Source organism: Rothia sp. HMSC058E10, from assembly GCF_001809415.1.
Lineage (GTDB): Bacteria > Actinomycetota > Actinomycetes > Actinomycetales > Micrococcaceae > Rothia > Rothia dentocariosa.
In genome coordinates this window covers 87,016-111,091 of the sequence record NZ_KV797627.1, presented here as the reverse complement: position 1 = coordinate 111,091, position 24,076 = coordinate 87,016, and the positions used below count along the sequence as shown (strand labels likewise).

The following is a 24,076-nucleotide window of genomic DNA, read 5'->3' as shown; positions in this document are numbered from 1 at the left end:
ATAGACACCCCGTAACTAAATGAGCTTCCCAACCCGCCGCCGTATCGTGGACAGCACGGGTTGGGAAGCTCACAGGCACCCCAAAGTCTCCTGTTATTTCAAGGATAATTTAATTCACAGGCACCGCATTCGCCAAAACCTCATTCAGGCCTTCGGTAATCGACGGGTGAGTGTAAATTTCATCACGTAGCTGTGATGCCGTAATATTGTGGCGCATTGCCAACGCCACGAGGTTGATAACCTCCATAGACTCGACCACCAACAGCTGAGCGCCGAGAATCTGGTCAGTCTCGGCATCAATCACGAACTTCATGATGCCGCGCGGGTTCTCCAGGGTCTTTGCGCGCGGCATGGCGGCGATAGCAGCGACAGGCTTGGTGGCAACCTTGATGGTGTGACCGGCGGCGAGCGCATCACGCTCAGTCAGGCCGACGGACGAGAGCGGCGGGTTCATGTAGATGGTTGCGGCAACCGCCTGGCGATCCTTCGTGGAGCGAGAACCATCGCCAAGCAGCTGCGAGAGCACCACGCGGTAGTCATCCAGCGAAATGTAGGTGAACTGCGGGCCGCCGTTGACGTCACCGAGCGCAAAAATATTAGGTGCCGTGGTGCGCAGGTGCTCGTCGACAGCGATTGCGCCATGCTCGGTGGTTTCGATGCTCGTGTTCTCAAGCCCCAACCCCTCGGTGGCGGGTTTGCGCCCGGTTGCGACCATCACGTAATCCACCTCAAGGTTCTTGGAGGCGCCCTCAGAGTCCAGGTAGTTCACGGTCACGGAGTCGGCGTTATCGGTAACGGTCTCTACACGAACGCCCGCGTGAGCGGTAATGCCTTGGTCGGCGATAATCTCGCGTGCTGCCTGGGCGACATCGTCATCGTAACGCCCGAAAAGCGCGGGAGCGCCTTCAAGCAGGGTTACTTCGGTGCCATAGGAGGAGAAAATACCGGCGAACTCGACGCCGATAGGACCGCCGCCGATAATGCCCAGGCGCTTCGGGCGCGGGGTGATCTTCTGCAGCTCGGTAGAGGTGAGCACGCGCTTCGATTCGCGGGCGCCCGGGATGGGCGGGATAGTCGCCACGGCGCCGGTGTTGATGATAAAGCAGTCGGCGGTGACGACCAGTTTGTCCTCGCCCGCGGTGACCTCGACCTCGGTGTCTGAGAGGAACCGTGCGTGACCGTCAATGAGTTTGGCGGTGGCGTTCGATTCGAGAATTTCGCGGTTCTTCGCGCGCATGGCACCGGTGAGTTTGTCACGGAAAATCACGGCGCTCTCGTAGGCGGCGTTCGCAGCGTCGGCGTTGTGTTCGCCGCTGGCTCGGAATTCGTCAGCCCGGTGCACAAGCGCCTTGGTGGGCACGCACCCGATATTGATGCAGGTGCCGCCGTACATGTTTGAGGACTGCTCGATCAGGGCAACGTTCTTGCCGGTTTTCGCGTAGGCGCCAGCAAGGGTTTTGCCGCCCTTGCCGAAGCCGATAACGACCATATCGAAGTGAAGGCGCGCAGTAGTCATAGTGTTCTCCCGGTGAAGTTTGAGGTGTTTATAATTTGTGTCTGGTGTTCCGGTGAACTTCAACGGGCAGCGTGTGGCATTTATTCCTGGTTTTTGCAAGAAAACATTAAGTTTTTTGACGCTACGCTGGCGGGCCGTCTACCTTATCTTACGCAGCCTAAAAAGAGCCTTGATGTGAATAAAGCGTTGGAAATCCCGCTTTATTCACATCAAGGCTCTTTTACGCCCAGCAGCGGGGGCACAAGCTACCGCGACACTACGCTTACGCGCTCGCGCTGATGCTCCCCCGACTCAATAAGGTCAATCACGGCGACCGCAAAATCCGCATAGCTAATTTCGCTCTGCCCGGCAGCATTCATCGTTAGCACATCGCCTGCCAGCTGGTATTCGCCTGTGCGCTCACCCTCAGGATTAAACACCAGGGCCGGGCTCAGGTAGGTCCAGGCAACATCGTCGCGGATGCGCAGCGCATCATACGCCTGCGCCATCGCGGTTGCCAGCGGTTTGAATTCTTCGGGCATGGCGGGCGAGTCTACAAGCCGCTGATCCGTGGTCGAGTCGGTGTAGAGGCTACCGGCGCTGCCGATAACGAGCAGACGGGTTTGGGTGCCGCTGAGCGCATCCGCAAGGTGGATCAGGTGTTCTTTGTGCTGGTGCAGATTCTCGGGAGTCCACGCGCCGAAGGCGTCTACCACCGCATCGAACCCCGACAGGTCGTTGCGAGTGAGTGCGAAAACGTCCTTGATAAGTGTGTGCTGCGCCGGGGTGGGGTGTTCGGAACGCATGATAGCGGTAACTTCATGCCCGCGTTCGGTGGCTTCACGCACGACGAGAGTACCGGATTTACCGTTTGCACCGATGACTGCGATTTTCATGTTTCCTCCGCGATAAACGTTGTATTCTTAGGACGTATTCAACGCTACCGACGCGATAAACACCTGTGAAGACGGCACTTTAACGTGCCCCAGTTACCCCAAGGAAACTATTGTGACGGACCAGTATCTTTACCAAAACGCCGAATTGCCACAGTGCCCCGTCGAAATCACGCTGGAGGTTATTTCAACGCGCTGGGGTGCCCTTATTGTGCGTGATCTGCTCAACGGGCCCCTGCGGTATAAGGAGCTTCAGCGCTCGCTCGGCGATATTTCGCAGAAGGTGCTCACTGAAAATTTGCGCCAGCTTGAGGCTCGCGGAATCCTCACCCGCACCGTCTACGAGCAGGTGCCGCCGCGCGTGGAGTATAAGCTGACCGAGCTGGGGCAGAGCATGCGCACCCTGTTCGATGCGCTGTGGGCGTGGGGCGAGCACTACCAGGAGGCCGTCGCGCAGAGTTAGTTGTGAAAGAACGGCGGCGGCGGTGAGCGTTATTGCGCCGGTTAACTTTGTCGCGCCTCGGCTTTCTAGTTTGGGGTTTGTTTTGCATTCTGAGGTTATTTAAGGCGCTGAATGCGAAATAAACCCCACAATAGATGTGCCTCTGCCCCTTTGGAATCTAGACTGGTGGTAAACACTTTTACCCTCGTATGAAGGAGCTGTTATGGATGCCCGCGACGTTCTGCGCGAAGCCGCAAGCCGACCCGCAACTGAGGCGAAAGCCCTTATAAACACCCTGCCTGAGGGGGCGTTGAACGCGCACGCGGGTGGGCACACGAATTCGATCGCCTGGTTGCTGTGGCATGCGGGGCGGCAGATGGATGTGCAGCTCGCACAGCTGAGCGGTGAACCGCAGGTGTGGCATAGTCAGGGGTTCAATTCCCGCTTCAACCTGGGCGAACTGGGCGATACAGAGGGCTACGGGCATACCGCAGAGCAGGCGTGCGCCGTCGTGGTGGAGGATGCCGCGCTGCTGGTCGAGTATCTGAGCGCAACTGCTGCGGCGTTGAGCGAGTATATCGCCGGGTTGAGCGAGGCTGATTTGGATGACGTGATTGATACGTCGTGGACTCCGCACGTGACGCGCGGGGTGCGGCTGGTGAGTATGATCGACGATGCCGCCCAGCACGTGGGGCAGGCGGCGTATGCGGCGGGTATTCTCGCGGGCGGGGCTGGCTCGGGCGGGGAAGCGTAGTGGCAATCAGTACGGGTGGAGCCGATTGACATGACGGTGCGAGTGTCGAGCGGATCGCGGCGCTTAGGCGGCAGGAAAAAGGCTGAGTTAATGAGTTTTACTCAGGAGCACCTCTCCCCCGCTCAGCTTAAGGATGCGGCTCCTGTGTGCTTCTACAGACTCACCAGCTCGGGGCGGGCACTACTTGATACCCACCTCGAGGTAGTGGCTAAGCACCCGAAAAAGGGCTACGGGTAGCCAGAACCAACATTTACACTTTTTATCTTTTCAATTTTATACCACCCTATCCACGCGTATACTATAACTGTAAATAAGATTACGGAATATAGTAGCGATATATGCGGAAAGTATGGATATGAGCTTACAGTAACTAAAAGTATAGCAAGCCCCACAATTCCACCAAATACACCTTTTAGCGTTTCAAATGAGTATCCTAAAATAATACATAATCCAACAAAGAAATAAATTACACCCATAAAGAAAACATTAGCTAATCCAGGGTAGTCATTGCGGAATATTTGTAGATAAGTATGAGAGGTTATTATCAGAACAGCTGATATTACAGAGATCAGTCCACCTATAATGCGCCGAATTATAAAGGAAACAGGAGAGAACTGCTCTATATAGTTAGAATCTCCAGAAACATAGGATGAAAATTTATTGTCTGTCAACCCATACATCCCAAAATTTATCGATATTTTATTAAACCCTATAAAATATTCCAACACCTTTACAATAATCCACGATAAGGCCCTCATTGCAAGTATCAACAAAAGAAAGCATACCTTCCAAAACAATATAACCAATATACAGCTAATAACTGCTATATAGGAATTTCCATACAGCTTTGAATCATATACAAGTCCATATGACAGCAATACTGCTGCAAGTACAGCAGATGCACTAGACATATATTTCTGCCTAATTGTTAAAGTATATAAATATTTCTGCATCTTCTCATATTTATCTACCTCTTCTTCGCCATACAATCTTGAAATTAAAACTGAAGGCATGACAGAACTATCATTAAAATATTTGGTATGAACCGATAAAGGCCCCCCCAACAACCCAACTACTTTAGGCGTAAGATATGGCACACCCCAAGCAATTATAGGAGTTACTCTTCCTACTATATCTCGTGCAGAGCTATATTCTTCCCACGTGATATTTTCAGGTATTCTCTCAATATTTTTATACCAATATTTTTTGATTTTAGCGATAGGAATAAACAAAATTAAACTAAATATAATTACTGTAAATACATTTCCAGGATCTAATCTAAGCAAATAAACCTCTAAACCAATAAATATCATCCATAAACGTCCCACAAAATTGGGATCCCCAGATAAGATAAACCATCCTAAATTGTATATAAAATTATATATGTGCATGAAGATGTTTTCAAGAAAACTCCACACAAAAGCGAAATGGAAAAGAAAAATAAGTGCTATAACGATAAATATAAACCAGGAAACCAATAGGTTTTTAACACCCTGTGTCAAGGAAATGATATGTATAGCACCTAAACCACTGCCAACTCCAACAAAATGTTTTATTTTCTTCGGAGGGTTATAATTTTTAGCTATTAAATACTGATGAGTCAAGTAACCACCTTGAGAGTGTGCAACTATTGTTATATCCCGCACTGATCGAGGAAACTTTTTAACCCCTTTATCGATCTCTTTAATTATTCCTTCCTTTTCATTATTATCCAAAGATGCAGCATCTTGAACATCAGATACAGCCACTCGAACATCATTAGACAGGTTCCATTTACTTTTTTCTATAAATAAAATAAATCCTACAACTAGGATAAGTCCAAGAGGCATGCTTATCGTAAACAGACATCGAAAAATACTAAAGGTAAAAACTACTAGAGTCACTAATATTAAGAATCGTGCATAAAACCTATACACCATACCCAGTATAGATTTATTACTTAATGGGTTTTTTATAAATTTTTCATCACGGATATCAAAAAATAATAAAAGTGCAATTAGATGCATCCGAAATAAAACCCATAGAGTTTTATTCTTTAATTTTTTTCCATAATTTTTTGCCCAATGAACTTCACGGATATATAGGTTATCATATTTAGACTCGCTTCCTAAAGATACCTTAATTTCCTTTTTAGCTCCTGAGCGAATTTCTTCGTCTGTTCCGTATAAAAGATCACTTCCAGGATACCGTAAAGCTCTATCCCTTAAGGATCCACCAAATTTTTGTAAGGTCTTTCCTTCTTTTTGGTTACCAACCCCATGGATAACCAATATCCCTTGGTCATTACCTAGTTTCCGGGACAATTTCTTATTCCTAGTCTTCTTACGATTTCCCATTTTTTGCTCCTACTTATGTATTTCCGTATATACAGTGTCTTCTACAGGCTCCAGCCATTCTGCCGTACCTGCCGTGATAACAAGGTGGGAGAACCACGAGTCTGCCGTAGCGCCATGCCAGTGTTTCACGCCGTCTTTGGCGACCGCCACATCTCCAGCGCGGAGTTTGACAGGTGGCTTGCCTTCTTCCTGGTACCAGCCCTCCCCCGCCGTCGCTAGGATGATCTGGAACCCGCCATTATGCTTATGCCAGTTATTACGAACACCCGGCTCGAAGCTCACATTCGCCACGGTAACAGACACATCCGGATCATTCACCAGCGTATTCATGTAGCTGGTGCCGCTGAAATACTGGGCGAGTGCATCGTTCACACCGCCGAGCGGGAACACACCCTCGGTCACTTCAGTCTCGTATTGACTCATGGATTCCTCCGTTTGTCCTTGAAACATCGTTCAGGCATTAGATTACCCTTAATGTTTCCTTAAACCTAGGATTTTCGGAGAGAAACACCCAAAAATTTTGTTTGTGGCGCTTTATGACGCAAAACCCACAGCAACACGCCAGCACGCCGCTACCGCACTACCGCCTCATCCATCTCCGCCAGGTTGCGGGCAACCCCGATAACACCGCGAGCAGATAATATTTCGGCGAGAAGATAACGGACTGTTATCTGCTCGCGCGTCTTGTGTCTTGTTTCGCCTCGGTTACAGCGTTCTTCCCGTGATAGAATCCACAGTATTATGATACGCACCACAGACCCTTCGCCTGAGCGTCCTGAATCACCTGCGCCGCGCATCCCAACAAACACACCAGACTCGCCCGCAAATCCCACATCAGCAACGCCGCTGAACGCACGCGGTCAGCTCACGCTCCTGACCGCGCAGGTTTCTGATGCTCTTGCGTCCAGTATCCAAGCTATCGCCATGCCTCTGCTCACCTACGGCGCCACCGGCGACCTCGCCCACTCCGCTATCGTCATGGTCGTCGAGGCAGTCCCCGTCATCCTCTTCGCACCCTTCGCAGGCACAATCGCCGACAAATTCAACCGCAAAACCCTCACCGTCAGCTTCAGGCTCGCCAGCGCCGCCCTACTCATCGCATCCCCAGCCCTCTACGCCGCCGCAGGACTACCCGCCTTCCTCACCATCGCATTTCTCGTCTCAACCTTCGGCACCTTCTCATCCCCCGCAGCCTCCGCCGCCATGCCCTCCCTACTCGGCGACGACTACCAAAAATACATGGCACGCCGCGGCAGCCTCATCTTCCTCGCCCAAACCCTCGGCCCCACCATCGCAGCCGCCGTCGCATCCTTCACCACCCCAGCCCTCGCAGTCGGATTCGCAGGAACCCTCAACCTGCTCGCTGCCCTCACCGTCGCCACCATACGCAACTACGACCTCACCTACGCCGAACGCACCGCCACCGTGCAGGAACACCACACCGGCAGACTCCTGCGCGAAGGCGCCGCCTACACCGCACACAACCCCATCGTGCGCGGCATGCTCACCTTCTGGTTCCTCTCCATCGCCGCCGTACCCATCACCACCCTGCCCATGCTCGAATACCTCACCCGCGATCTCGGACACGCCTACACCGCCTTCGGAATCGCAACTTCCGTATACGCTGCCGGATGCGTCATCAGCTCCTGGCTTTCAGCCAAACTCGGCGTCGGCACAGGCACCGGGCGGGTGCGTATGACCAAACGCGGGTGGATGTGCATCTCAGGACTCGGCTACGGTGCCGTCTGCCTGAGCATGGGACTGCACCCTGCACTGTGGGCGGTACTCGTGCTCTGGTTCATCTGGGGCATGTTCTACGGACCCGAAGAAGTGCTCGGGCAAGTCCTCTTCGCAGACGCTATCGACGAACACATGCGCGGGCGCGTCTACAGCTTCATGGGTGTGGTTTTCTCCCTAGCGGGTATGATCGGGTACCTCATCACCGGATGGGCGGTGCCAGCGTTCGGTGCAATCAACACCATCGTTGCCGGAGGGTCACTCTTCGTTATCGCCACCGTATTCACGTTCATTCTCGGCCCGACCGCACGAGCCATTCGGGTGCAGGAAACGCGGGATGAGACAAAGAGCCGCGCGGGTGCATGATTTGCTCTGCGCATCGCTTTGGCGCATTATCGCCTCGCACCCACCACGCTGCGGACTGCCCCGACAGCACCGCGAGCAGATAGTATTTCGGCGAGAAGATAACAAACCGCTATCTTCTCGCCGAAATACTATCTGCTCGCGCCCTAGGGTTGGGTTATGTATATGCTCGGGAAGCCTACCCGCGCCTGAGCAACACCATGACCTCATAGTGGTTCGTATGCGGGAACATATCGAGCACGCGCGCGGCGATCGGCTTGTAAGAAGGCATGCGCGCCAGGTCAGCGGCAAGGGTTTTCGCGTTGCAGCTCGAATAAATCACGTGCTCAATCCCGGAGCCCTCAACCCAGGTGCACAGCCTCTCACCAATACCTCGCCGGGGCGGGTTCACCACCAGCATCTCGGGGGTTTCGCGGGCGTTCACGGCGAACTCGGTCGCATCCCCCGCAGCAAATTTCACGCCCTCAAGCCTCTGCTCGGCGACGGTGCGCTGGGCGCTGCGAATCGCCTCCGCACTGATCTCGATCCCGGTGACCTCACCGTGCATCACCTGCGCCGCGTGCAGGGTAAAACCGCCCACACCGCAATACAAATCCCAGAGCGTGCGCGGCTGAACCTGCCCCACCCACTCGCGACCCTGCGCATACATTGCCTGCGCAATCTGCGTGTTCGTCTGAAAGAAACTCTGCGGTCGCAGGTGCAAACTCATGCCGTTCACGCGCATCGGCAGGGTTTGCCGATCGGTCAGAATAATCTCTTCATCGCCCTCAATCAGCGCCACATGCTCGCGCAGCAGATTCACCGACAGCACCGCCAACTTCGGCAGACGCTCCTGCAGCCACCCCAGCTGGCGGCGAATAGGCACCAGCAGCTTCTTCGAGCGGAGCACAAACCGCACCATCAGCTCACCCGTCTCGGATGCGGTCACCAGAATATTCTTGAGCTCACCGCGCCGGGCCGGAATGTCATACGGGGTCAAATCGGCACGCTGAATGAGCTCATGCAGCACCGGAATAGCGCGCTCAATCGGCTCAATATAGAGCGGGCATTCGCTTAAATCGGTGGCACGCCCCGAACGATAATCCACGATGCCCAGGGACGGGTTCTGCGCCGAACCGCCCACCACCAGCTTCGCTTTATTCCGAAAATGCGCCTCGTCGCTGGCGACAGGTTCCAGCCAAGTCAGGTGAGGGTACGCCGCCAGAAGCCTGCGCGCATCGGTCTGTTTCGCCGCAAGCTGGGCGGGGTACGGGGTTTCGATGTTGGTGCAGGAGCGGCAAAGACTCTCACGGTAATAGGCGCATTCCATAGCCCCACCATTCTACCCCGTGGATAGGCGAGCACGAGTAACCCGCCGGGTGGCACTGCTGGCGCGCCGCCAGGTGTGCTCCTTCGCCCCTGCCCCATCGAAAAAAGAGCCTTTATGTGAATAAAACGGCGAAAACTACGCTTTATTCACATAAAGGCTCTTTTTAGCAAGCAGGGCTGGATCGGGCGGGAAGGCTACGGCTTCTTTGCCTTCTTCTGCTGGCCCGCTTTAAGCACCGACCTGTACGACCGTGCCGAGAGCACAGATGCTTCCGATAAAACCGATAACACGCTCATGTAGCTCAGGCACGAGGCAACGGACAGCGAAGAAAAAGCCGAGCCGATAGATCCGAACGAGAAAGCCGAGCCGATCGAAAACGCCGAATTTACGGAGCCAATGCTGCAGAATGAGTTCACCGACCCGATGCTCAGAAATGAATTTCGCGAGCCGATGCTCTTTGTGTTTTGGCCGGAACGGGCGGGGGTATCGGGGGCGTTGTTTTCGGAAGATTTGGAGGTGGTGTTAGGCATCATAAATCCAGCATACCGTGCGGCTCTCCCATCCCGAACGAATCACGGCGCACGTCGCGAGCAGGTAGTATTGTGCCGAAAAGGTAAGATTTTCCTACCTGCTCGAGCCAAAAACCACCTGCTCGCGACTCTGAAAAGCATAGGCAAAAGCTCTCCGGGGCGAATCCCGTACCCGGCATTGTGCCGGTCAGGAACCCGCCCCGGAGAGCTTCACCATACTCCCTCAGTCGGGAAACGTTACATCATGCCGCCCATCGGGTCAGCAGCCGGTGCCGCAGCAGATGCGGGCTCAGGCTTGTTTGCCACCACAGCCTCGGTGGTCAGGAACAGACCGGCGATCGATGCGGCGTTCTGCAGAGCGGAACGGGTCACCTTCACGGGGTCGTTAATACCCGCAGCCATGAGGTCTTCGTACTCGCCAGTTGCAGCGTTCAGGCCGGTACCCTCGGGCAGGGAACGAACCTTATCGACCACCACGCCGGGCTCAAGGCCAGCGTTCGTTGCGATCTGCTTCAGCGGCGCATCGATAGCCACGCGCACGATGTTTGCGCCGGTTGCCTCGTCACCCTTCAGGTCGAGCTTGTCGAAGACCTTCGCGCCCGCCTGAATCAGTGCCACGCCACCGCCGGGGACGATACCCTCTTCAACGGCTGCCTTTGCGTTGCGCACAGCATCCTCAATGCGGTGCTTGCGTTCCTTCAGCTCAACCTCGGTTGCCGCGCCAGCCTTGAGCACAGCCACACCACCGGCGAGCTTTGCCAGGCGCTCCTGCAGCTTCTCGCGGTCGTAGTCGGAATCGGAGTTTGCGATCTCAGCGCGAATCTGTGCCACGCGGCCATCAAGTGCGGCGGCGTCGCCAGCGCCCTCAATGATGGTGGTCTCGTCCTTGGTGACAACAACCTTGCGTGCCTTACCCAGCATCTCAAGGGTTGCGGTATCCAGAGACAGGCCAACCTCTTCAGTAATAACCTGACCGCCGGTGAGGATCGCAATATCAGCCATCATAGCCTTGCGACGGTCACCGAAACCGGGTGCCTTCACGGCAACGGACTTGATGGAGCCGCGCATCTTGTTCAGCACGAGCAGCGCCAGAGCCTCGCCCTCAACATCCTCGGCAATAATCAGCAGCGGCTTGCCGGACTGCATGACCTTCTCAAGAACGGGAACCAGATCCTTCACGTTCGAGATCTTCTGGTTGACCACCAGGATGTAGGGGTCTTCCAGCACGGCTTCCTGACGCTCGGGGTCGGTCACGAAGTAGCCGGAGAGGAAGCCCTTATCGAAGCGCATACCCTCGGTGAGTTCCAGGTGCAGGCCGAAGGTGTTGGATTCCTCAACGGTAATCACGCCTTCCTTGCCGACCTTCTCCATAGCCTGAGCGATCAGCTTACCGATCTCCTGATCGCCCGCAGAGATGGATGCGGTTGCCGCGATCTCTTCCTCAGTCTCAACCTCTTTCGCGGAGTCGAGCAGGGTCTTGGTGACCTCCTCAACAGCCTTCTCAATACCGCGCTTGAGGCTCAGCGGGTCAGCACCGGCAGCCACGTTGCGCAGGCCCTCACGCACGAGCGCCTGAGCCAGCACGGTTGCGGTGGTGGTACCGTCACCTGCGATATCGTCGGTCTTCTTGGCTACCTCTTTGACGAGTTCGGCGCCAATCTTTTCATAGGGGTCTTCAAGCTCGATCTCTTTGGCGATGGAAACACCGTCATTGGTGATCGTGGGTGCGCCCCACGACTTCTCAAGCACGACGTTGCGGCCACGGGGGCCAAGAGTTACCTTAACGGCATCGGCTAGAGTGTTCAGTCCGCGCTCTAGACCGCGACGAGCTTCTTCATCAAAAGCAATAAGTTTTGCCATGTGGCGATATCCCTCCTGGACGTTTCGAATGGAGCGCTCAGGTTTTCCGGTCTGCCGAAGCAGATTTTGATACCGGTTTTAGCACCTGAAGGCGCCGAGTGCTAAAAACAATTTTGGCACTTGGTGCGCCCGAGGGCAAACATTTTGAGCACCGAATTTAGCTTAATCGCCCTCAGCGCATTCTTAAGGCGCACGGAAAGCCGCAATGGGGTGAACGGGTACGGCTTCGCGTGCGAATGCATGGAGCCAAAGCACCAGTTTCGATAGCCGAGCGATGTTATATGCGAACGCATAGGGCTCATAGAACGTTCCCGAAACTAGCGGGGATGATAAACGGTACCGCAAATCGCGGTCTCAAGCCGATTGATGCCGTTTAGCTGTAGTCGGTGGCGAGCACCACCACAATATCGTTCTCGCCCAGAATCAAGGTGTCTGAGCTCTCCTGAACCGTCGTGATATTCAGGGTTTTCGCAATAGCTTCGGCCTGCGACTTCTTGGCCTCGTCCTTGTAGTAGACCGTGCTGGACTGCGGCGGGGTGCCCGACCAGTTCGCGGTTTCGGTAATCGTGTAACCTTCAAGCGCGGCGCTTGCCTTGGCCGCAGACCCGCCGGGCGCGGATGCGTTATAGACCGCCACGTTCGCATCCTTAGCCTGCTCGGATGCCGAGGCAGAGGGCGACGATGATTCCGAAGGCGAGGCGGGGGCACTGTAGCTCTTGGCGCGCGCGGCGGCCTCGGGCGAGCTGCTGCGCGGGTGGTTAATGTACATGGCGCCGCCGAGCACGAGCGCTAAAATACCGGCGACGACAACGGGAATAATGCCTTTGGGGCTCTTGGAAGGGTCGTCAATAACACCGCGGTATGTTCCACGGCGGGCGGTATTCTCGTCGATGTCGTCGAATTCATCGTGCGGGTATTGGCTCATGACTTCCCTAGGTTGAGTAATAGATGTACCGCTCTGCGCGGTGGAGCCCTGCCAAAGCTCTCTCTTACAGGGTACCGTATGGGGCTTTATCCGTCCTGTTCGGAACGGCGTGCGCTCATGCACACATCAGTGCGGCTGCCTTTAGCTGCGGTCGCGAACCTCGCGCAGGCGGTGCATCAGGATAGGTTCGGCGGCGATCACGCGCTGGCTATCGATCATCGTATTGAGCTTCTGGTAGTAGGCGATCGGGGTGAGCCCGAGCGCGGTAATCGCTTTCTCTTTGGTGCCCTGATACTTCCAGTACCGTTTTTCCAGGGCTATCATGGCACGCTCTAAATCGGTGAGGGCGGATTTGCGTGTGTTCTCGGTTTTTCCGCCGGTTTCGCGGGTTTCGGGAGCGTCGGGGGCAGAAGACGCAGGCTGTGTTGTAGGGTTGGGTCCGGGGCTATCGGCGGGGACTGCCGCTGCGGGTTCGGCGGCTTCGGAGCCGTTAGCAGGCGAAGGTTCGGGGGTTTCCGAAGAAGGTATCGGCATCTGGATTCCTGACGAACATAGGTGGTCTACATGAACACTTTAGAGTATGTTGGTTGAAGTCACCGTGTTATTAGAGTCAAATTTTCTCAGGGAGTATTTTCATGACGAACCCGCCGCTGACCGACATTATGAGCGAAGACTGGGCGCAGGCCCTCGCGCCCGTCGAAGATAAAATCCACGCCATGGGCGAGTTTTTACGCACCGAACACGCGGCGGGACACCGAACTTTTCCCACAGGTCAGAATATTTTCCGCGCATTCTCACGCCCCATGAACGAGGTCAAGGTGCTGATCGTGGGGCAAGACCCCTACCCCACCCCCGGAAACGCAATGGGGCTTTCGTTCTCGGTGCAGCGGGATATGCCCCTGCCGAAATCGCTCATCAATATTTACCGGGAACTTTCCGACGATTTGGGGATTGAGCCCGCACAGCACGGCGATCTGAGCTCGTGGTCCGATGAGGGCATTATGCTTATGAACCGTGTGCTCAGCGTGCGTGAAGGGGCGCCGGGGTCGCATCGCAATAAGGGGTGGGAAGAGGTGACTGAGTGCGCTATTCGGGCGCTGGCAGCACGCAATAAGCCCCTGGTCGGGCTGCTGTGGGGTGCGGATGCGCGGCGCACCGCCCCGATGCTGGAACCGTACCCGTGTGTGGAGTCTGCGCATCCGTCGCCGCTATCGGCGCATCGCGGGTTCTTCGGTTCACGCCCGTTCTCGCGGGTGAATACGCTGCTGGTAGAGCAGGGTGCGGAGCCGGTGGACTGGACGGTCAAGTAACGCGCATCCGCCCACTCATACCTACATACAAAGGCTCTTTATTCCAATGTGGAATAAAGAGCCTTTGTAGCATCCCGCATCAGGGGAATGTAAGAACCACGGATGCGCTACTCGGCGGCCTCCGCGGGCACATTGCGCGGAACCGCGAAACGCTGCAGCAGATACTGCATCAGGTAGTTGCCCAGCGTTACGCCCGCCGCCATCGCAATCACAATCGAAACCGCCGAAATCATGCTCTGGATGCCCCAAACCACATTCGTCTCAACCGTCAGCAGGTACATGCCGCGGAAGAACGACAGGCCCGGCAGCAGGAAGGTCAGCGCGGGAATCGAAAAAACCGCCTGCGGGGCATGCAGTCGGTACGCCACGTAGGTGCTCAGCATGCCAATTATGAGGGCGGCAAGCGCCGTATTCGCACGCCCAGAATCGACCCCCACCAGGTAGGTATACAGGTGATAGGTCACCAGGGCACTACAGGTAATGAGTACCAGCCACCCCAGCTTCACGAGCTTCGTGTGTAGGGTAATCGCAAACGTAACCGTCGCCGCCAGCATGAACACCGAGAACGTAAGCGGCGAAGGAAGATCAAACCGGGTCTGCTCAATATCCAGAATCGGGCCGCCAAACAGGCTAATCGCATTCACCGCCGAGGCGATGCCGATCACCAGACCCAAAAAGCTCATGCCCGTCGAAACGAATCTTCCCGCCGCGGTCACCGGGAAACCGTTAATCGCATCCTGAACCGCGCCCACCAGACGCGAGGTCGGCAGGAACATGATCAGCCCGGCGGCAACCACCAGAGGCGCCGAAATCGACTCCCCCGGACGGCGAATCATGGAATGATCCCCACCCAGCCAAATCGCTAGGAAGGTCAGCAGACCCGCGCTCGCCGCCATGCGGAAGAACGTGGGCATACCAATCTTATTGAGCCACTGAATCAGCAGGTACACGGGAATGAACACGATCGCCGCAGCAGTTGCGGTAGACCAGCTCGCCCCCAGAGCCGCCGTCAGCGTGGTTGCGCAGCCAATATTCGCCAGCCAAGTAATCAGCGGCGGATACGGTTTAGGATGGTTCGTAATCTCGCTCAGGCGAAGGTCGGCATCCTCCAAGGTCATGCCGCCCTCGGTAATATCGTGAATCAGCCCGTAGGTAGAAGCGAGCGCCTCATAATTCTCGGTAGAGGTGCGCACCACGCGCACGAGCGTATGGGTGAACCGGGAGTCGGCGCTCATGGTTCGCGAGCTGATCCGCGACTCCATGTAAATATCGGGGTCGGAGGTGTAGTTGATGGTCACCGACTGGTTGGTGATATTAACATCCACCGAATCGAGCCCATACGCCGAAGACACCGCGATAATCGCCGAGTCTACGTCCATCGCGTCCGCGCCATAGTAGAACATGGCCTCCGCCAGGCGCAGCGTGAAATTGAGGGTGTCGCGGGCGTATTCTTTCTCGCGGTACAGGGCCTCACGCCGGGCACGTTCTTCACGTTTGGCGCGCGGGGTGAACTGCCGCTGGGCGATGCGCGCCGCACCGCGCGGCGCCACGTGCGCCGCCGCCTGGCCGTCAGCACGCACGAAGGAACGCAGGGTGGTTCGCACGCCCCACCGCCCGCCCGTGCCACGCCCGGCGGGCATCGTCGTAGTGGGTACGGATACCGGGGGTGCGCTCGCCGTGGGCTCTACACCGCCGAACCGCTGTGCCGCATGCGAATTGGGCACCTGCGGAATCATGCCCGTCATGGGGACGGGCTGGGACTGGCGGTATTTAGCGACCTCCGTGACGATATTGCTGGAGGTCTGCGCGGGAGGCTCCTGCGGATGCGGTATCTCGGGCGGCACGCTCTGCACCGCCTGGATTACGGGTTCTTCGGGGATTTCCTCGTAGGGGATCTCCGGTTCATAGGGCATCTGCGGTGCCTCGTCGAGAGGCATACCGGATTCGTCCACGGGAAGAAGCTGGGTATCGTCCGTATCGGTTTCCACGCCGTGCGCCGCTGCAACCTCATAAAGCGCCTCGCGCGCCTGCTCGGCCTGCTCGACCTCCTTGCCACTGTGGGCAAGCGCCTCACGCAGCTTGGAGTCGTGCACTTCGGAGAGAGGCACGGCGAAGAAATATCCCGGGCGGCGAATACTCCTCGCGTTCTCATCGGCTGGGTTGTAGCTGTGCTCCTCGGGGTTCTTCGCCATAGTATCCCTTGATCGTGTTGCGTGCTGGTGCGCTGTGTGTACCGGTGAGTGGCGTGACGGTGCGGCGTTTCCTAGTAGAAGGAATAGTGGTGTTTCTTCACCCACAGGCGAAGCATCAGCCGCTCCACACCGGCGTTCCAGAGCTTATATTTGAGCTCTGAAATAGGCTGATCGTAAACGCCCACGAAGTCGGTCACGTTCTTCGTGAACGAAGTTTTGAACAGACCCAGACCGTAGTAAGGATGTTCTTTATTCTTGAGTTCGGCGGCGGGCGGGGTGCCGCAGAAGTCATAGGTGCTGATCCCGTGCTCCTTCATGAGGTCGGTAATCGCAGTCCACTGTACCAGATGAGAGTCGCCGTACTGTTTACGGCGCGGCTTAGAACCGCCGTCTTTATAGGTGCCCTTCGTACCGTAGTTAATCACGTAGGCACCCACGGAAGGTTTGCCGTCTTCATAGGTGAAGTAGAGCCTGCCCTGCCCGGCATTCTCGAAGGCCCTCCAGAAGTCGCGGTAATACTCGTAGGGGCGCAGCAGAAGCGAAACTTTGCCCTGCCCCACGGTATCCATAAGGGCATACATGGCGCGCATATTTTCGTCGGTGAGCTCAACCCGTTTGACCTCGCAGCCCTCACGGGTGGCGCGGCGTACAGCGTTACGTCCGCGCGAAGACAACGACTTAAGCACCTCTTCCTCGGTACCCTCGGTGGAGAGGATGGCGGTGTAGTCATTCGGCTGAATATCGGCGGTACGAACCAGCTCGGTGCCCGCAATGACCTGCTGGGCATGCTCATCCGCCACGATTTCAGGTTCGATCTTGACGGCAAAAACACCCAATTTCTGCTCGGTAATCAGGCGGCGGTTCGCCTGCAGCAGGGCGGGCAGCTCATCTGCATCGTGCACCGCCGGGCCTTTGATGAAGTACCAGAGTTTGCCCAGCAACGGAATATTCTTCTCGAACGCCAGGCTGTAGCTGGCGAAAGGCTGCTTCTCGCCATCACGATCGACGGTACCTTCATACACGATATAGCGGGGTTTCCACCCGTAGTCGGCTTTGACTTTTGCGAATGATGCGGACTGCAGCAGATTTCCGCCGTCCGGGTTGGCGATCACGTGGGTATCCCACTCCTGAATTTCTGCTGGGGTTGCAAAACGTGCCGTAATTTCGTGCAAGGGTCTCTATCTCTCGTGGGGTGGTGGGTGTTCCGAACGTTTATCGCCCGCGAACCTTGTGCGGTCTTTTTGATGCGCTCGCGGCGCACGCACGCCTTAAGTCTAACAAGAGGCGCGGCGATTGGTGCATCGGCGGGGTTCGCCTCGTCTAAAAAGAGCCTTGATGCGAATAAAGAGTTAAAACGCTGCTTTATTCGCATCAAGAGTCTTTTTATGCCCCTCCCGACCTAATCGGGCGGACCGGGGCAGAGGTAAGGAAACGGACCGGATGCGCGCCCGAGCCTTAAAGCAGGTATCCCGCCGCACGTGAAGCGACGGGATACCGGTAAGCTGGCGAGAGTCGCCGGAAGGATTACTCTGCGTCGTGGTCGGTTTCGAGAATCTTCTTCAGGGTCTCTAGAGCTTCGTCTGCGCCTTCACCTTCTGCTCGGAGCACCACACGGTCACCGTGCTTAGCACCCAAGGACATCAGGGATAGGATCGAAGCCGCATCCATTGCCTCGTCTGCGGGCTCGCCTTCGGCTGCAATGGTGACCTCAACGGGGAGGTCGCCAGCTGCCTCAGCAAAAATTGCTGCGGGACGTGCGTGCAGACCAACGCGGCTTGCAATGGTGGCAATAACCTCTGCCATGGTTTTTCTCCTTTGTGAAGGAATCGTCTGTTATCGACTCCATGTTTATCAAACGGGAGGATGCACCCCCTGTTTTCTTGCCTCAATTGTACAGTTTTACTCACCGCTTGGGGACCAATGCCTCACCCGATCTTGAAATAAACTTTCAACACCGGTTTAGCCTTATTCTCCACCGGGTTTGAGGCGTCTTCTAGAGGCCGAGCTCGTCCAGAATCGGCAGCTCAGCGCGAGCGGCAGCCTTCGCCTCGGCAGAGGAAATCTGTTCCAAAGCCTTGTTGGCAATATGGCGTGCCTGCTCCAGGGTCACCGACTTGAGCACCGCCGCAACCGCGGGGATTGCACCGGCGTTCATCGAGAGGGTATCAACCCCCAGACCGACCAGCACCACGGCCAGCGCCGGATCGGCGGCGGCCTCACCGCAGACGCTCACATACTTCTTCTCGCCGGCGTTCACCGAAGCTCGCTTAGCGCCCTTGACGGTCAGCTTAATCATCTTCAGCACCGCAGGCTGCCACGGGTTGTTCAAGTGAGCCAGATCGCCCAGCAGACGGTCGGCAGCCATCGTGTACTGGGTCAGGTCGTTGGTGCCGATCGACACAAAATCGACCTCACCCAAAATCGCTTCGGCGTTCACGGCTGCGGCGGGGGTTTCAACCATCACGCCGTGTACCGGCAGGCCGACCTCCTTGAGCATTTTCGCGAAATTGCGAGCCTCGGAGGTGGTCGAAATCATCGGTGCCATAACCCAAATATCGGCGTCGGAATCCTCGGACGCCTGCTTGATAGCCTCCAGCTGGCGGGTCAGCACGCCGGGTACGGTCCAGTCGGTGCGGAAACCGCGCACGCCCAGCGCCGGGTTTTCCTCGGGATTCACGTTCAGGAAGGGCAGGGGCTTATCGGCGCCCGCATCCAGGGTGCGAACCACGATGTGCTTACCAGGGAAGGCATCAAACACAGACTTGTAAGTTGCTGCCTGGGTTTCAATAGACGGCTCGGCGTCGTGCCCCAAGAAACCAAACTCGGTGCGCAGCAGACCCACACCTTCAGCGTTCAGGCTGGCTGCTTTCTCAGCGGATTTGCCGTCGCCCACGTTCGCGTAGAGTGGCACGCGGGTGCCGTCGGCGAGCACGCCTTTACCGTCGAAGTCGGCGATAGGTTTGCGGTTAGCGTATTTTTCGGCGGCTTCGCGGTCTTCATCGGTCGGCTCGGTATTGACGATACCCGCGTTCGAGTCCACATAGACCTCGGTGCCGTCTGGAATATCGGTGACCCCCTTTGCCGCCACGATCGCGGGAAGACCCAGGCCGCGCGCCAAAATCGCGGTATGCGCCTGCGGACCGCCGTCCGAAGTGATCAGGGCGATCACGTTCTTCGGGTCAAGGGTCGCGGTATCTGCGGGGGCAAGATCAACTGCGGCGAGCACGAAAGGCTCCTCCGCGAAGGGGATGCCCGGCGCCTGCTGACCGGTTAGTTCCGCCACAATACGGGCGCGCACATCGTGAATATCGGTGACGCGCTCAGCCATGTAACCGCCAAGGGCAGCCATCTGGTCGGCGAACGAGGTTGCTGCCTCCCAAATCGCGCGCTCAGGTGCCATCTGCTGAGTCTCAACCAGCTTCACGGCGCTCTTAATCAGGGCGCGGTCGGTCGCCATCTGCGAGGTCGATTTGAGCACGGCCTTGCCGTCACGACCCGCGTTTTCGGCGCGTGCGAGCAGGTCCTCTTTCACGCGAACCGACGCATCTTGAATACGCTGTCCGGCCTCTTCGGGGCTTTCACCGTCTAGGCGTAGACCGGCTTTAGGCTCTTGAATAGGCTCGGGCATCTGTAGCACGGGACCAATAACGCGTCCGGCATAAACACCGACGCCTTTATATGTAGTCATGAAGTTATATCCTTCGTGTTGGGTTCTCTACAGTGTAACGCTTATGCGGCGCTCTTCGCTGGGGTCTCGGTCGCAGTCTGCCGCGACTTCGCGCCAATCGACTTCAGTAGCACATAGGTGATGGCGGATACGACGGTACCGGCGACAACGGCGAGCAGGAACATCGGAACATTGTTGCTCAAACCAATAATCCAGATACCGCCGTGCGGTGCCGGGGATGCCACATGCGCATTCATCGAAATAGCACCGGCAATCGCGCCGCCTACGATGGAGGACGGGATCACGCGCGCCGGGTCTGCCGAGGCGAACGGAATAGCGCCCTCAGAGATGAAGGATGCGCCCAGCAGCCACGCGGCCTTGCCGTTTTCACGCTCGGGCTCGGTGAAGAGCTTGGGGCGCAGGGTGGTGGCAAGCGCCATAGCCAGCGGCGGAACCATGCCGGAGATAATAACGGCTGCCATGATTTCCTTGTTCACATCGGCACCCGAGGAAAGCCCGGCGGTTGCGAACAGGTACGCCGCCTTGTTGATGGGACCGCCCAGATCGGATGCCATCATGGCACCCAGAATCAGGCCGAGGACAAGAGCGGATGCGCCAGACATGGAGGTCAGCCAGTTCTGCAGGGATTCGAGAACCCACGCCAGCGGCGCGCCCAACAGCAGGTACATGATGCCGCCCGCAACGAGTGAGGTTATGAGCGGGGTAATGACCACGGGCATCATCGAACCGAGCCAGCGCGGCAGTTTGAGGGTGCCTAAACCGTAGGCAATCAGACCGGCGAGCAGACCGCCGACGATACCGCCGAGGAAGCCAGCCTTTACGGCAACCGCGACGGAACCGGCGATAAAGCCGGGCGCAATACCGGGGCGCTGCGCCAACCCGTAGGCGATAAAGGCGGCGAGCGCGGGAACCATCAGATCAAGACCGAACTTACCGATGGTCTGCAGAACCGCGCCCAGGTAGAGGGTCCAGTGGGTGTCTCCCAGGTTGTAGATTGTGGCGTTGGCGAGGATCTTTTCGGTATCGACATCGCCCAGGTTCGGCATGGTGATTGCTTCGAGAATGAAGCCCAGAGCCACGATAATGCCGCCGGCGGCGACGAACGGGATCATGTACGAAACACCGGTCATCACGGCCTTGTAGATGCGCGAGCCCCACGAACCTTCGGCAGCCGAGGAGGTGTCTTCTCCGCTGGATGCGGCGGCACTCACGCGCTTGCCGTTGGGGTTTTCGGCTTCGGCGAGGGCCTCCTCAATCATGGCCTGCGGTTCGTCAATGCCGCGCTTGACGGGGGCTTCCACATAGGGCTTACCGGCGAAGCGGCTGCGGTCGCGCACGTTCACGGAGACCGCGAAAATGACGGCGTCGGCTTCATCAATATCGGCTTGGGTGAGGGTTTCGTTCCCGGAGGACCCCTGAGTCTCCACCTTGAAGTCGTAGCCGAGGTCTTCCGCCGCGTATTTGAGGGCATCCGCCGCCATATAGGTGTGCGCGATGCCGGTGGGGCATGCGGTGACCGCCACGATTTTCTTGGTGGCTGGGTTCTCGGATGCAGTTGCTTCTGAGGAGTCGGTCTGTGCCGCTGCGGCTTGAGCGGATGCGCCTGCACCCGCCTTTTGCGCGTTCGATGCTGCCGAGTCGGCGGAGGCGGGAGCCTTCTTCGGGGCGCCGGTGCCGAGCGCATCGTTCACGAGGTCTACGATTTCTTCGGGGGTCTGTGCCTCACGCAGGGAGGCGGTGAAGCTCTTCTTCATCAGCGAACGCGCCAGCGTGGAGAGCAGTTTCAGGTGTTCCTGGTCGGCACCATCGGGGGCGGCGATGAAGAAGATCAGATCGGCCGCACCGTCTTTCGCGCCGAAGCTCACGCCGGGGTTGGGTCGTGCCATCGCGAGGGTGGGTTCGGTGACCGCCGCGCTTCGGCAGTGCGGAATGGCGATACCGCCGGGGATGCCGGTGTCGGTCTTGGACTCGCGGGCTTCTGCAGCGGCGTACAGCTGATCGTAGTCGGTGGCACGTGAGGCATTGACGACGGCGTGCGCGAGCTTGCTGATGACGTCGAATTTAGTCTCTCCCAGATTCTGGTCTAGGAGCACCAGCTCTGGGGTGATGAGCTCAGACATAATACCCTCCTCGGGGCGTATGATGCGGTGCGCCATGATGCCTATGCGGGCGTTTTCAGTACGCACTCAAGTGTCCGTAAATATGTTGTTTTTAGTGGTTGACCAGGCTATATGCTATATGCCTGATATGGAATATAAGCTAAATGGAAAGCTGCTTTAGGGTTACTTTCTCGGGGGTTGTCATGGCTGCCGAAGGCATTTGTGTTCCGGGTAAGGATGCTGCCGCCGAGCCATGCGCAACCGCCTGCACGAGGCATTGCTGCGGCGACTCTCCCCGCTCATAAGCAAAGAGGAAACCGGAGAGCGACGAATCCCCGGCGCCCACCGTGCTGCGCACCTTCACGGGTTCATGCTGTGCATGCCAGGCACCTTCGGCGGTCACGAGAACCGCGCCGGACCCGCCAAGTGTTGCCAGCACATAGGGAATGCCGTCATTCACCAAGGTTCGCGCGGTACGTGCAGTCAGCTCGGGGCTCGACTCCAGCTCTTCCCAATTCTCGGCGCCGGTCAGCTGTGCCAACTCCTCAGAATTCGGCTTAATCAACGTAGGCTTTATCTGCCCCGCAACGGTAGCGATCAGCGGCGCCTCAGAGGTATCGACGGCGATCTTGCCTTCATATCCGCTGGCGCGCAGCTTCGCACACAGCTCGGCATAATACGTTGCATCCAGTCCGCCAGGCAGCGAACCGGCGAGTACCACCCAATCTGCGTTTTCTGATTGGGCGATCACGAGCGCATCCAGGGCGTCGCGCAGCTCAGGGGTAAACTCGGTGCCGGGGGCGTTAAGCTTAGTAGTCGTGCCGTCCGGATCAACCACGGTGATATTCGAGCGGATAGGCTCACCCGTGGGCAGATTCGCAAACTGCACGCCGCTCGCCGCAAGGGCGGTCAGCACGGGGTCGGTAGCCTCTCCCGGAACCACCGCAACAGTAGGCACCTGAGAAGTATGTAAGGCACGCGAAATATTGACCCCTTTACCGCCGGGGTCTTGAACCGCGCCTACGGCACGCTGAACGGCGCCATGTGCCAGAGGGGAACCCAGTTCAATCGTGCGATCCAAACTAGGGTTAGCGGTGAGAGTCAGAATCATGCGATGAGCACCTCCACATGAGCGGCTTCAAGAGCCTGAGCAAGCGCACCATCGGGGGCGCGGTCGGTGATCATGGTATCGATATTCTCGAAGTCGGCGAAGCGCACGAGTGATTCCTGCCCGAACTTTGCCGAATCGCACAGAAGCACCACGCGGCGCGCCGATTTGCAGATCGCGGTCTTCACGATGGCCTCATTCATGCCGGGGGTGGAAACACCAAATTCGGCATCTATGCCGTTGGCACCAAGAAACGCAATGTCGGGACGTACCGTAGCGAAGTATTCGGCGGCACGAGCACCAATTGCCGCCCAGGTCATCTTACGCAGCTGACCGCCCACAAGTTCGAGGGTGACCCCCTCTGCCTCAGCGAGTTTGACTGCAATGTGCAGGGCATGGGTAATAATGATGCGGTCGCTGCCGGTCTTGAGGCTAAAGTTTTCTGACCCAATATAGTCCGCCAAAATCTCAATGGTCGAGCCGGCGTCAAGAACAATCGAACCCACATCAGAGTCACGCAGATACTCATAAGCCTTCGCAGCGATGCGGCGCTTCTCGGGAGTATTCATGCCCTGACGTGAGGCAATAGAGGACTCTAGGGAGGTAGACTGCTCAACGGTAACGGCGCCGCCATGCACGCGGCGCAGCTTACCCGCTTCTTCGAGGGCGGCAAGGTCTCGTCGCACAGTCTCCATGGTGACGTCATAGCGTCGAGCGAGATCAGCACCGTTAACGCGGCGTGCAGAAGATACCAGCTTCGCAATTTCGGCACGACGTTCTTCAGCAAACATATGCGCACATCACTTTCAAGGTATGGGTGTGGAGCGAACGAACCGTTCCACGCGAATTCTTAGGTCTGTGTATCATGGCGGAACGGCGAATGCGTATCACCACTCAAGACAACAGTCTTGCCCTTGATTTTATGTGGGTTTATGTGGGTGCGTCAAGATAACCCACGGATAAATCATCGATTTTTTGTGAATTTACCCTCGAAACCACACTTAAGGTCAAATAATCCACAACAGACACACACTG

General features: G+C 56.9%; 21 protein-coding genes. 5 read left to right on the top strand and 16 right to left on the bottom strand.

Features of this window, described 5'->3' with window-relative positions; genetic code table 11:
- Positions 1-109: 109 nt before the first annotated feature.
- Both HMPREF2609_RS05205 and HMPREF2609_RS05200 read right to left on the bottom strand, forming a co-directional pair.
- Positions 110-1,516, bottom strand: coding sequence for an FAD-dependent oxidoreductase (locus HMPREF2609_RS05205; RefSeq protein ID WP_070535381.1), 1,407 nt, complete (start codon positions 1,514-1,516; stop codon positions 110-112).
- A gap of 245 nt (positions 1,517-1,761) precedes the next feature.
- Positions 1,762-2,391, bottom strand: a complete 630-nt coding sequence (locus HMPREF2609_RS05200; protein ID WP_070535379.1) for an NAD(P)-dependent oxidoreductase — start codon at positions 2,389-2,391, stop codon at positions 1,762-1,764.
- Between the two features lie 112 nt (positions 2,392-2,503).
- Between HMPREF2609_RS05200 and HMPREF2609_RS05195 the strand changes: the two genes are divergently transcribed.
- The 3 genes from HMPREF2609_RS05195 (at position 2,504) to HMPREF2609_RS10915 (ending at position 3,821) form a co-directional block, all read left to right on the top strand.
- The gene (locus HMPREF2609_RS05195; protein WP_070535377.1) at positions 2,504-2,851 is read left to right on the top strand and encodes a winged helix-turn-helix transcriptional regulator; all 348 of its coding nucleotides are present in this window, start codon (positions 2,504-2,506) and stop codon (positions 2,849-2,851) included.
- A 202-nt stretch (positions 2,852-3,053) separates the two neighbouring features.
- On the top strand, positions 3,054-3,584 hold the full coding sequence (locus HMPREF2609_RS05190; RefSeq protein ID WP_070535376.1) for a mycothiol transferase: 531 nt from the start codon (positions 3,054-3,056) through the stop codon (positions 3,582-3,584).
- 90 nt (positions 3,585-3,674) lie between these two features.
- Positions 3,675-3,821: a hypothetical protein gene (locus HMPREF2609_RS10915; RefSeq protein WP_168162153.1), complete on the top strand. Its 147-nt coding sequence runs from the start codon at positions 3,675-3,677 to the stop codon at positions 3,819-3,821.
- Here the strand turns inward: HMPREF2609_RS10915 and HMPREF2609_RS05185 are convergent.
- Entirely contained in the window at positions 3,812-5,920 is a 2,109-nt protein-coding gene (locus HMPREF2609_RS05185) for a lipase family protein (protein ID WP_070535374.1), read from the bottom strand. The genes HMPREF2609_RS10915 and HMPREF2609_RS05185 overlap by 10 nt on opposite strands.
- Positions 5,921-5,929: 9 nt before the next feature.
- Complete coding sequence (locus HMPREF2609_RS05180) at positions 5,930-6,343, bottom strand: cupin domain-containing protein (protein ID WP_070535372.1); 414 nt, start codon at positions 6,341-6,343, stop codon at positions 5,930-5,932.
- 318 nt (positions 6,344-6,661) lie between these two features.
- On the opposite strand from HMPREF2609_RS05180, the gene HMPREF2609_RS05175 reads away from it, so the two are divergent.
- Positions 6,662-8,023 carry an MFS transporter gene (locus HMPREF2609_RS05175; RefSeq protein WP_246825580.1) on the top strand — a complete coding sequence of 454 codons (1,362 nt, stop codon included), beginning with the start codon at positions 6,662-6,664 and terminating at the stop codon, positions 8,021-8,023.
- Between the two features lie 175 nt (positions 8,024-8,198).
- Here HMPREF2609_RS05175 and rlmC read toward each other — a convergent pair whose 3' ends face one another.
- The 5 genes from rlmC to HMPREF2609_RS05150 all read right to left on the bottom strand — a co-directional run bounded on the left by rlmC (position 8,199) and on the right by HMPREF2609_RS05150 (position 13,178).
- Positions 8,199-9,329 carry a 23S rRNA (uracil(747)-C(5))-methyltransferase RlmC gene (gene rlmC / locus HMPREF2609_RS05170; RefSeq protein WP_070535368.1) on the bottom strand — a complete coding sequence of 377 codons (1,131 nt, stop codon included), beginning with the start codon at positions 9,327-9,329 and terminating at the stop codon, positions 8,199-8,201.
- 194 nt (positions 9,330-9,523) lie between these two features.
- Positions 9,524-9,862 carry a hypothetical protein gene (locus HMPREF2609_RS10910; protein WP_210391451.1) on the bottom strand — a complete coding sequence of 113 codons (339 nt, stop codon included), beginning with the start codon at positions 9,860-9,862 and terminating at the stop codon, positions 9,524-9,526.
- 234 nt (positions 9,863-10,096) lie between these two features.
- Positions 10,097-11,719: a chaperonin GroEL gene (gene groL / locus HMPREF2609_RS05160; RefSeq protein ID WP_048751751.1), complete on the bottom strand. Its 1,623-nt coding sequence runs from the start codon at positions 11,717-11,719 to the stop codon at positions 10,097-10,099.
- A gap of 373 nt (positions 11,720-12,092) precedes the next feature.
- Positions 12,093-12,644, bottom strand: a complete 552-nt coding sequence (locus HMPREF2609_RS05155) for a LytR C-terminal domain-containing protein (RefSeq protein ID WP_070535366.1) — start codon at positions 12,642-12,644, stop codon at positions 12,093-12,095.
- Between the two features lie 141 nt (positions 12,645-12,785).
- Positions 12,786-13,178: a DUF3263 domain-containing protein gene (locus tag HMPREF2609_RS05150; protein WP_070535365.1), complete on the bottom strand. Its 393-nt coding sequence runs from the start codon at positions 13,176-13,178 to the stop codon at positions 12,786-12,788.
- A 101-nt stretch (positions 13,179-13,279) separates the two neighbouring features.
- On the opposite strand from HMPREF2609_RS05150, the gene HMPREF2609_RS05145 reads away from it, so the two are divergent.
- Positions 13,280-13,954, top strand: a complete 675-nt coding sequence (locus HMPREF2609_RS05145) for a uracil-DNA glycosylase (RefSeq protein ID WP_004005592.1) — start codon at positions 13,280-13,282, stop codon at positions 13,952-13,954.
- A 107-nt stretch (positions 13,955-14,061) separates the two neighbouring features.
- On the opposite strand, the gene HMPREF2609_RS05140 is transcribed toward HMPREF2609_RS05145, so the two are convergent.
- From HMPREF2609_RS05140 to HMPREF2609_RS05110, 7 genes are all read right to left on the bottom strand, one after another.
- Positions 14,062-16,146, bottom strand: a complete 2,085-nt coding sequence (locus HMPREF2609_RS05140) for a threonine/serine exporter family protein (protein ID WP_070535363.1) — start codon at positions 16,144-16,146, stop codon at positions 14,062-14,064.
- A gap of 71 nt (positions 16,147-16,217) precedes the next feature.
- Positions 16,218-17,318 (bottom strand): lipid II:glycine glycyltransferase FemX, encoded by a 1,101-nt coding sequence (locus tag HMPREF2609_RS05135; protein ID WP_048754154.1) that lies wholly within the window; start codon positions 17,316-17,318, stop codon positions 16,218-16,220.
- A gap of 352 nt (positions 17,319-17,670) precedes the next feature.
- Complete coding sequence (locus HMPREF2609_RS05130) at positions 17,671-17,949, bottom strand: HPr family phosphocarrier protein (RefSeq protein WP_013397859.1); 279 nt, start codon at positions 17,947-17,949, stop codon at positions 17,671-17,673.
- A gap of 190 nt (positions 17,950-18,139) precedes the next feature.
- Positions 18,140-19,834 (bottom strand): phosphoenolpyruvate--protein phosphotransferase, encoded by a 1,695-nt coding sequence (gene ptsP, locus HMPREF2609_RS05125; RefSeq protein ID WP_070448843.1) that lies wholly within the window; start codon positions 19,832-19,834, stop codon positions 18,140-18,142.
- 41 nt (positions 19,835-19,875) lie between these two features.
- Positions 19,876-21,954, bottom strand: a complete 2,079-nt coding sequence (locus HMPREF2609_RS05120) for a PTS fructose transporter subunit IIABC (protein WP_070535361.1) — start codon at positions 21,952-21,954, stop codon at positions 19,876-19,878.
- A gap of 139 nt (positions 21,955-22,093) precedes the next feature.
- Entirely contained in the window at positions 22,094-23,044 is a 951-nt protein-coding gene (locus HMPREF2609_RS05115) for a 1-phosphofructokinase family hexose kinase (protein WP_070535359.1), read from the bottom strand.
- A complete protein-coding gene (locus HMPREF2609_RS05110) occupies positions 23,041-23,832 on the bottom strand; it encodes a DeoR/GlpR family DNA-binding transcription regulator (protein WP_013397862.1) in 792 nt (263 codons plus the stop codon). The genes HMPREF2609_RS05115 and HMPREF2609_RS05110 overlap by 4 nt, the downstream gene beginning before the upstream one ends.
- Positions 23,833-24,076 lie beyond the last annotated feature (244 nt).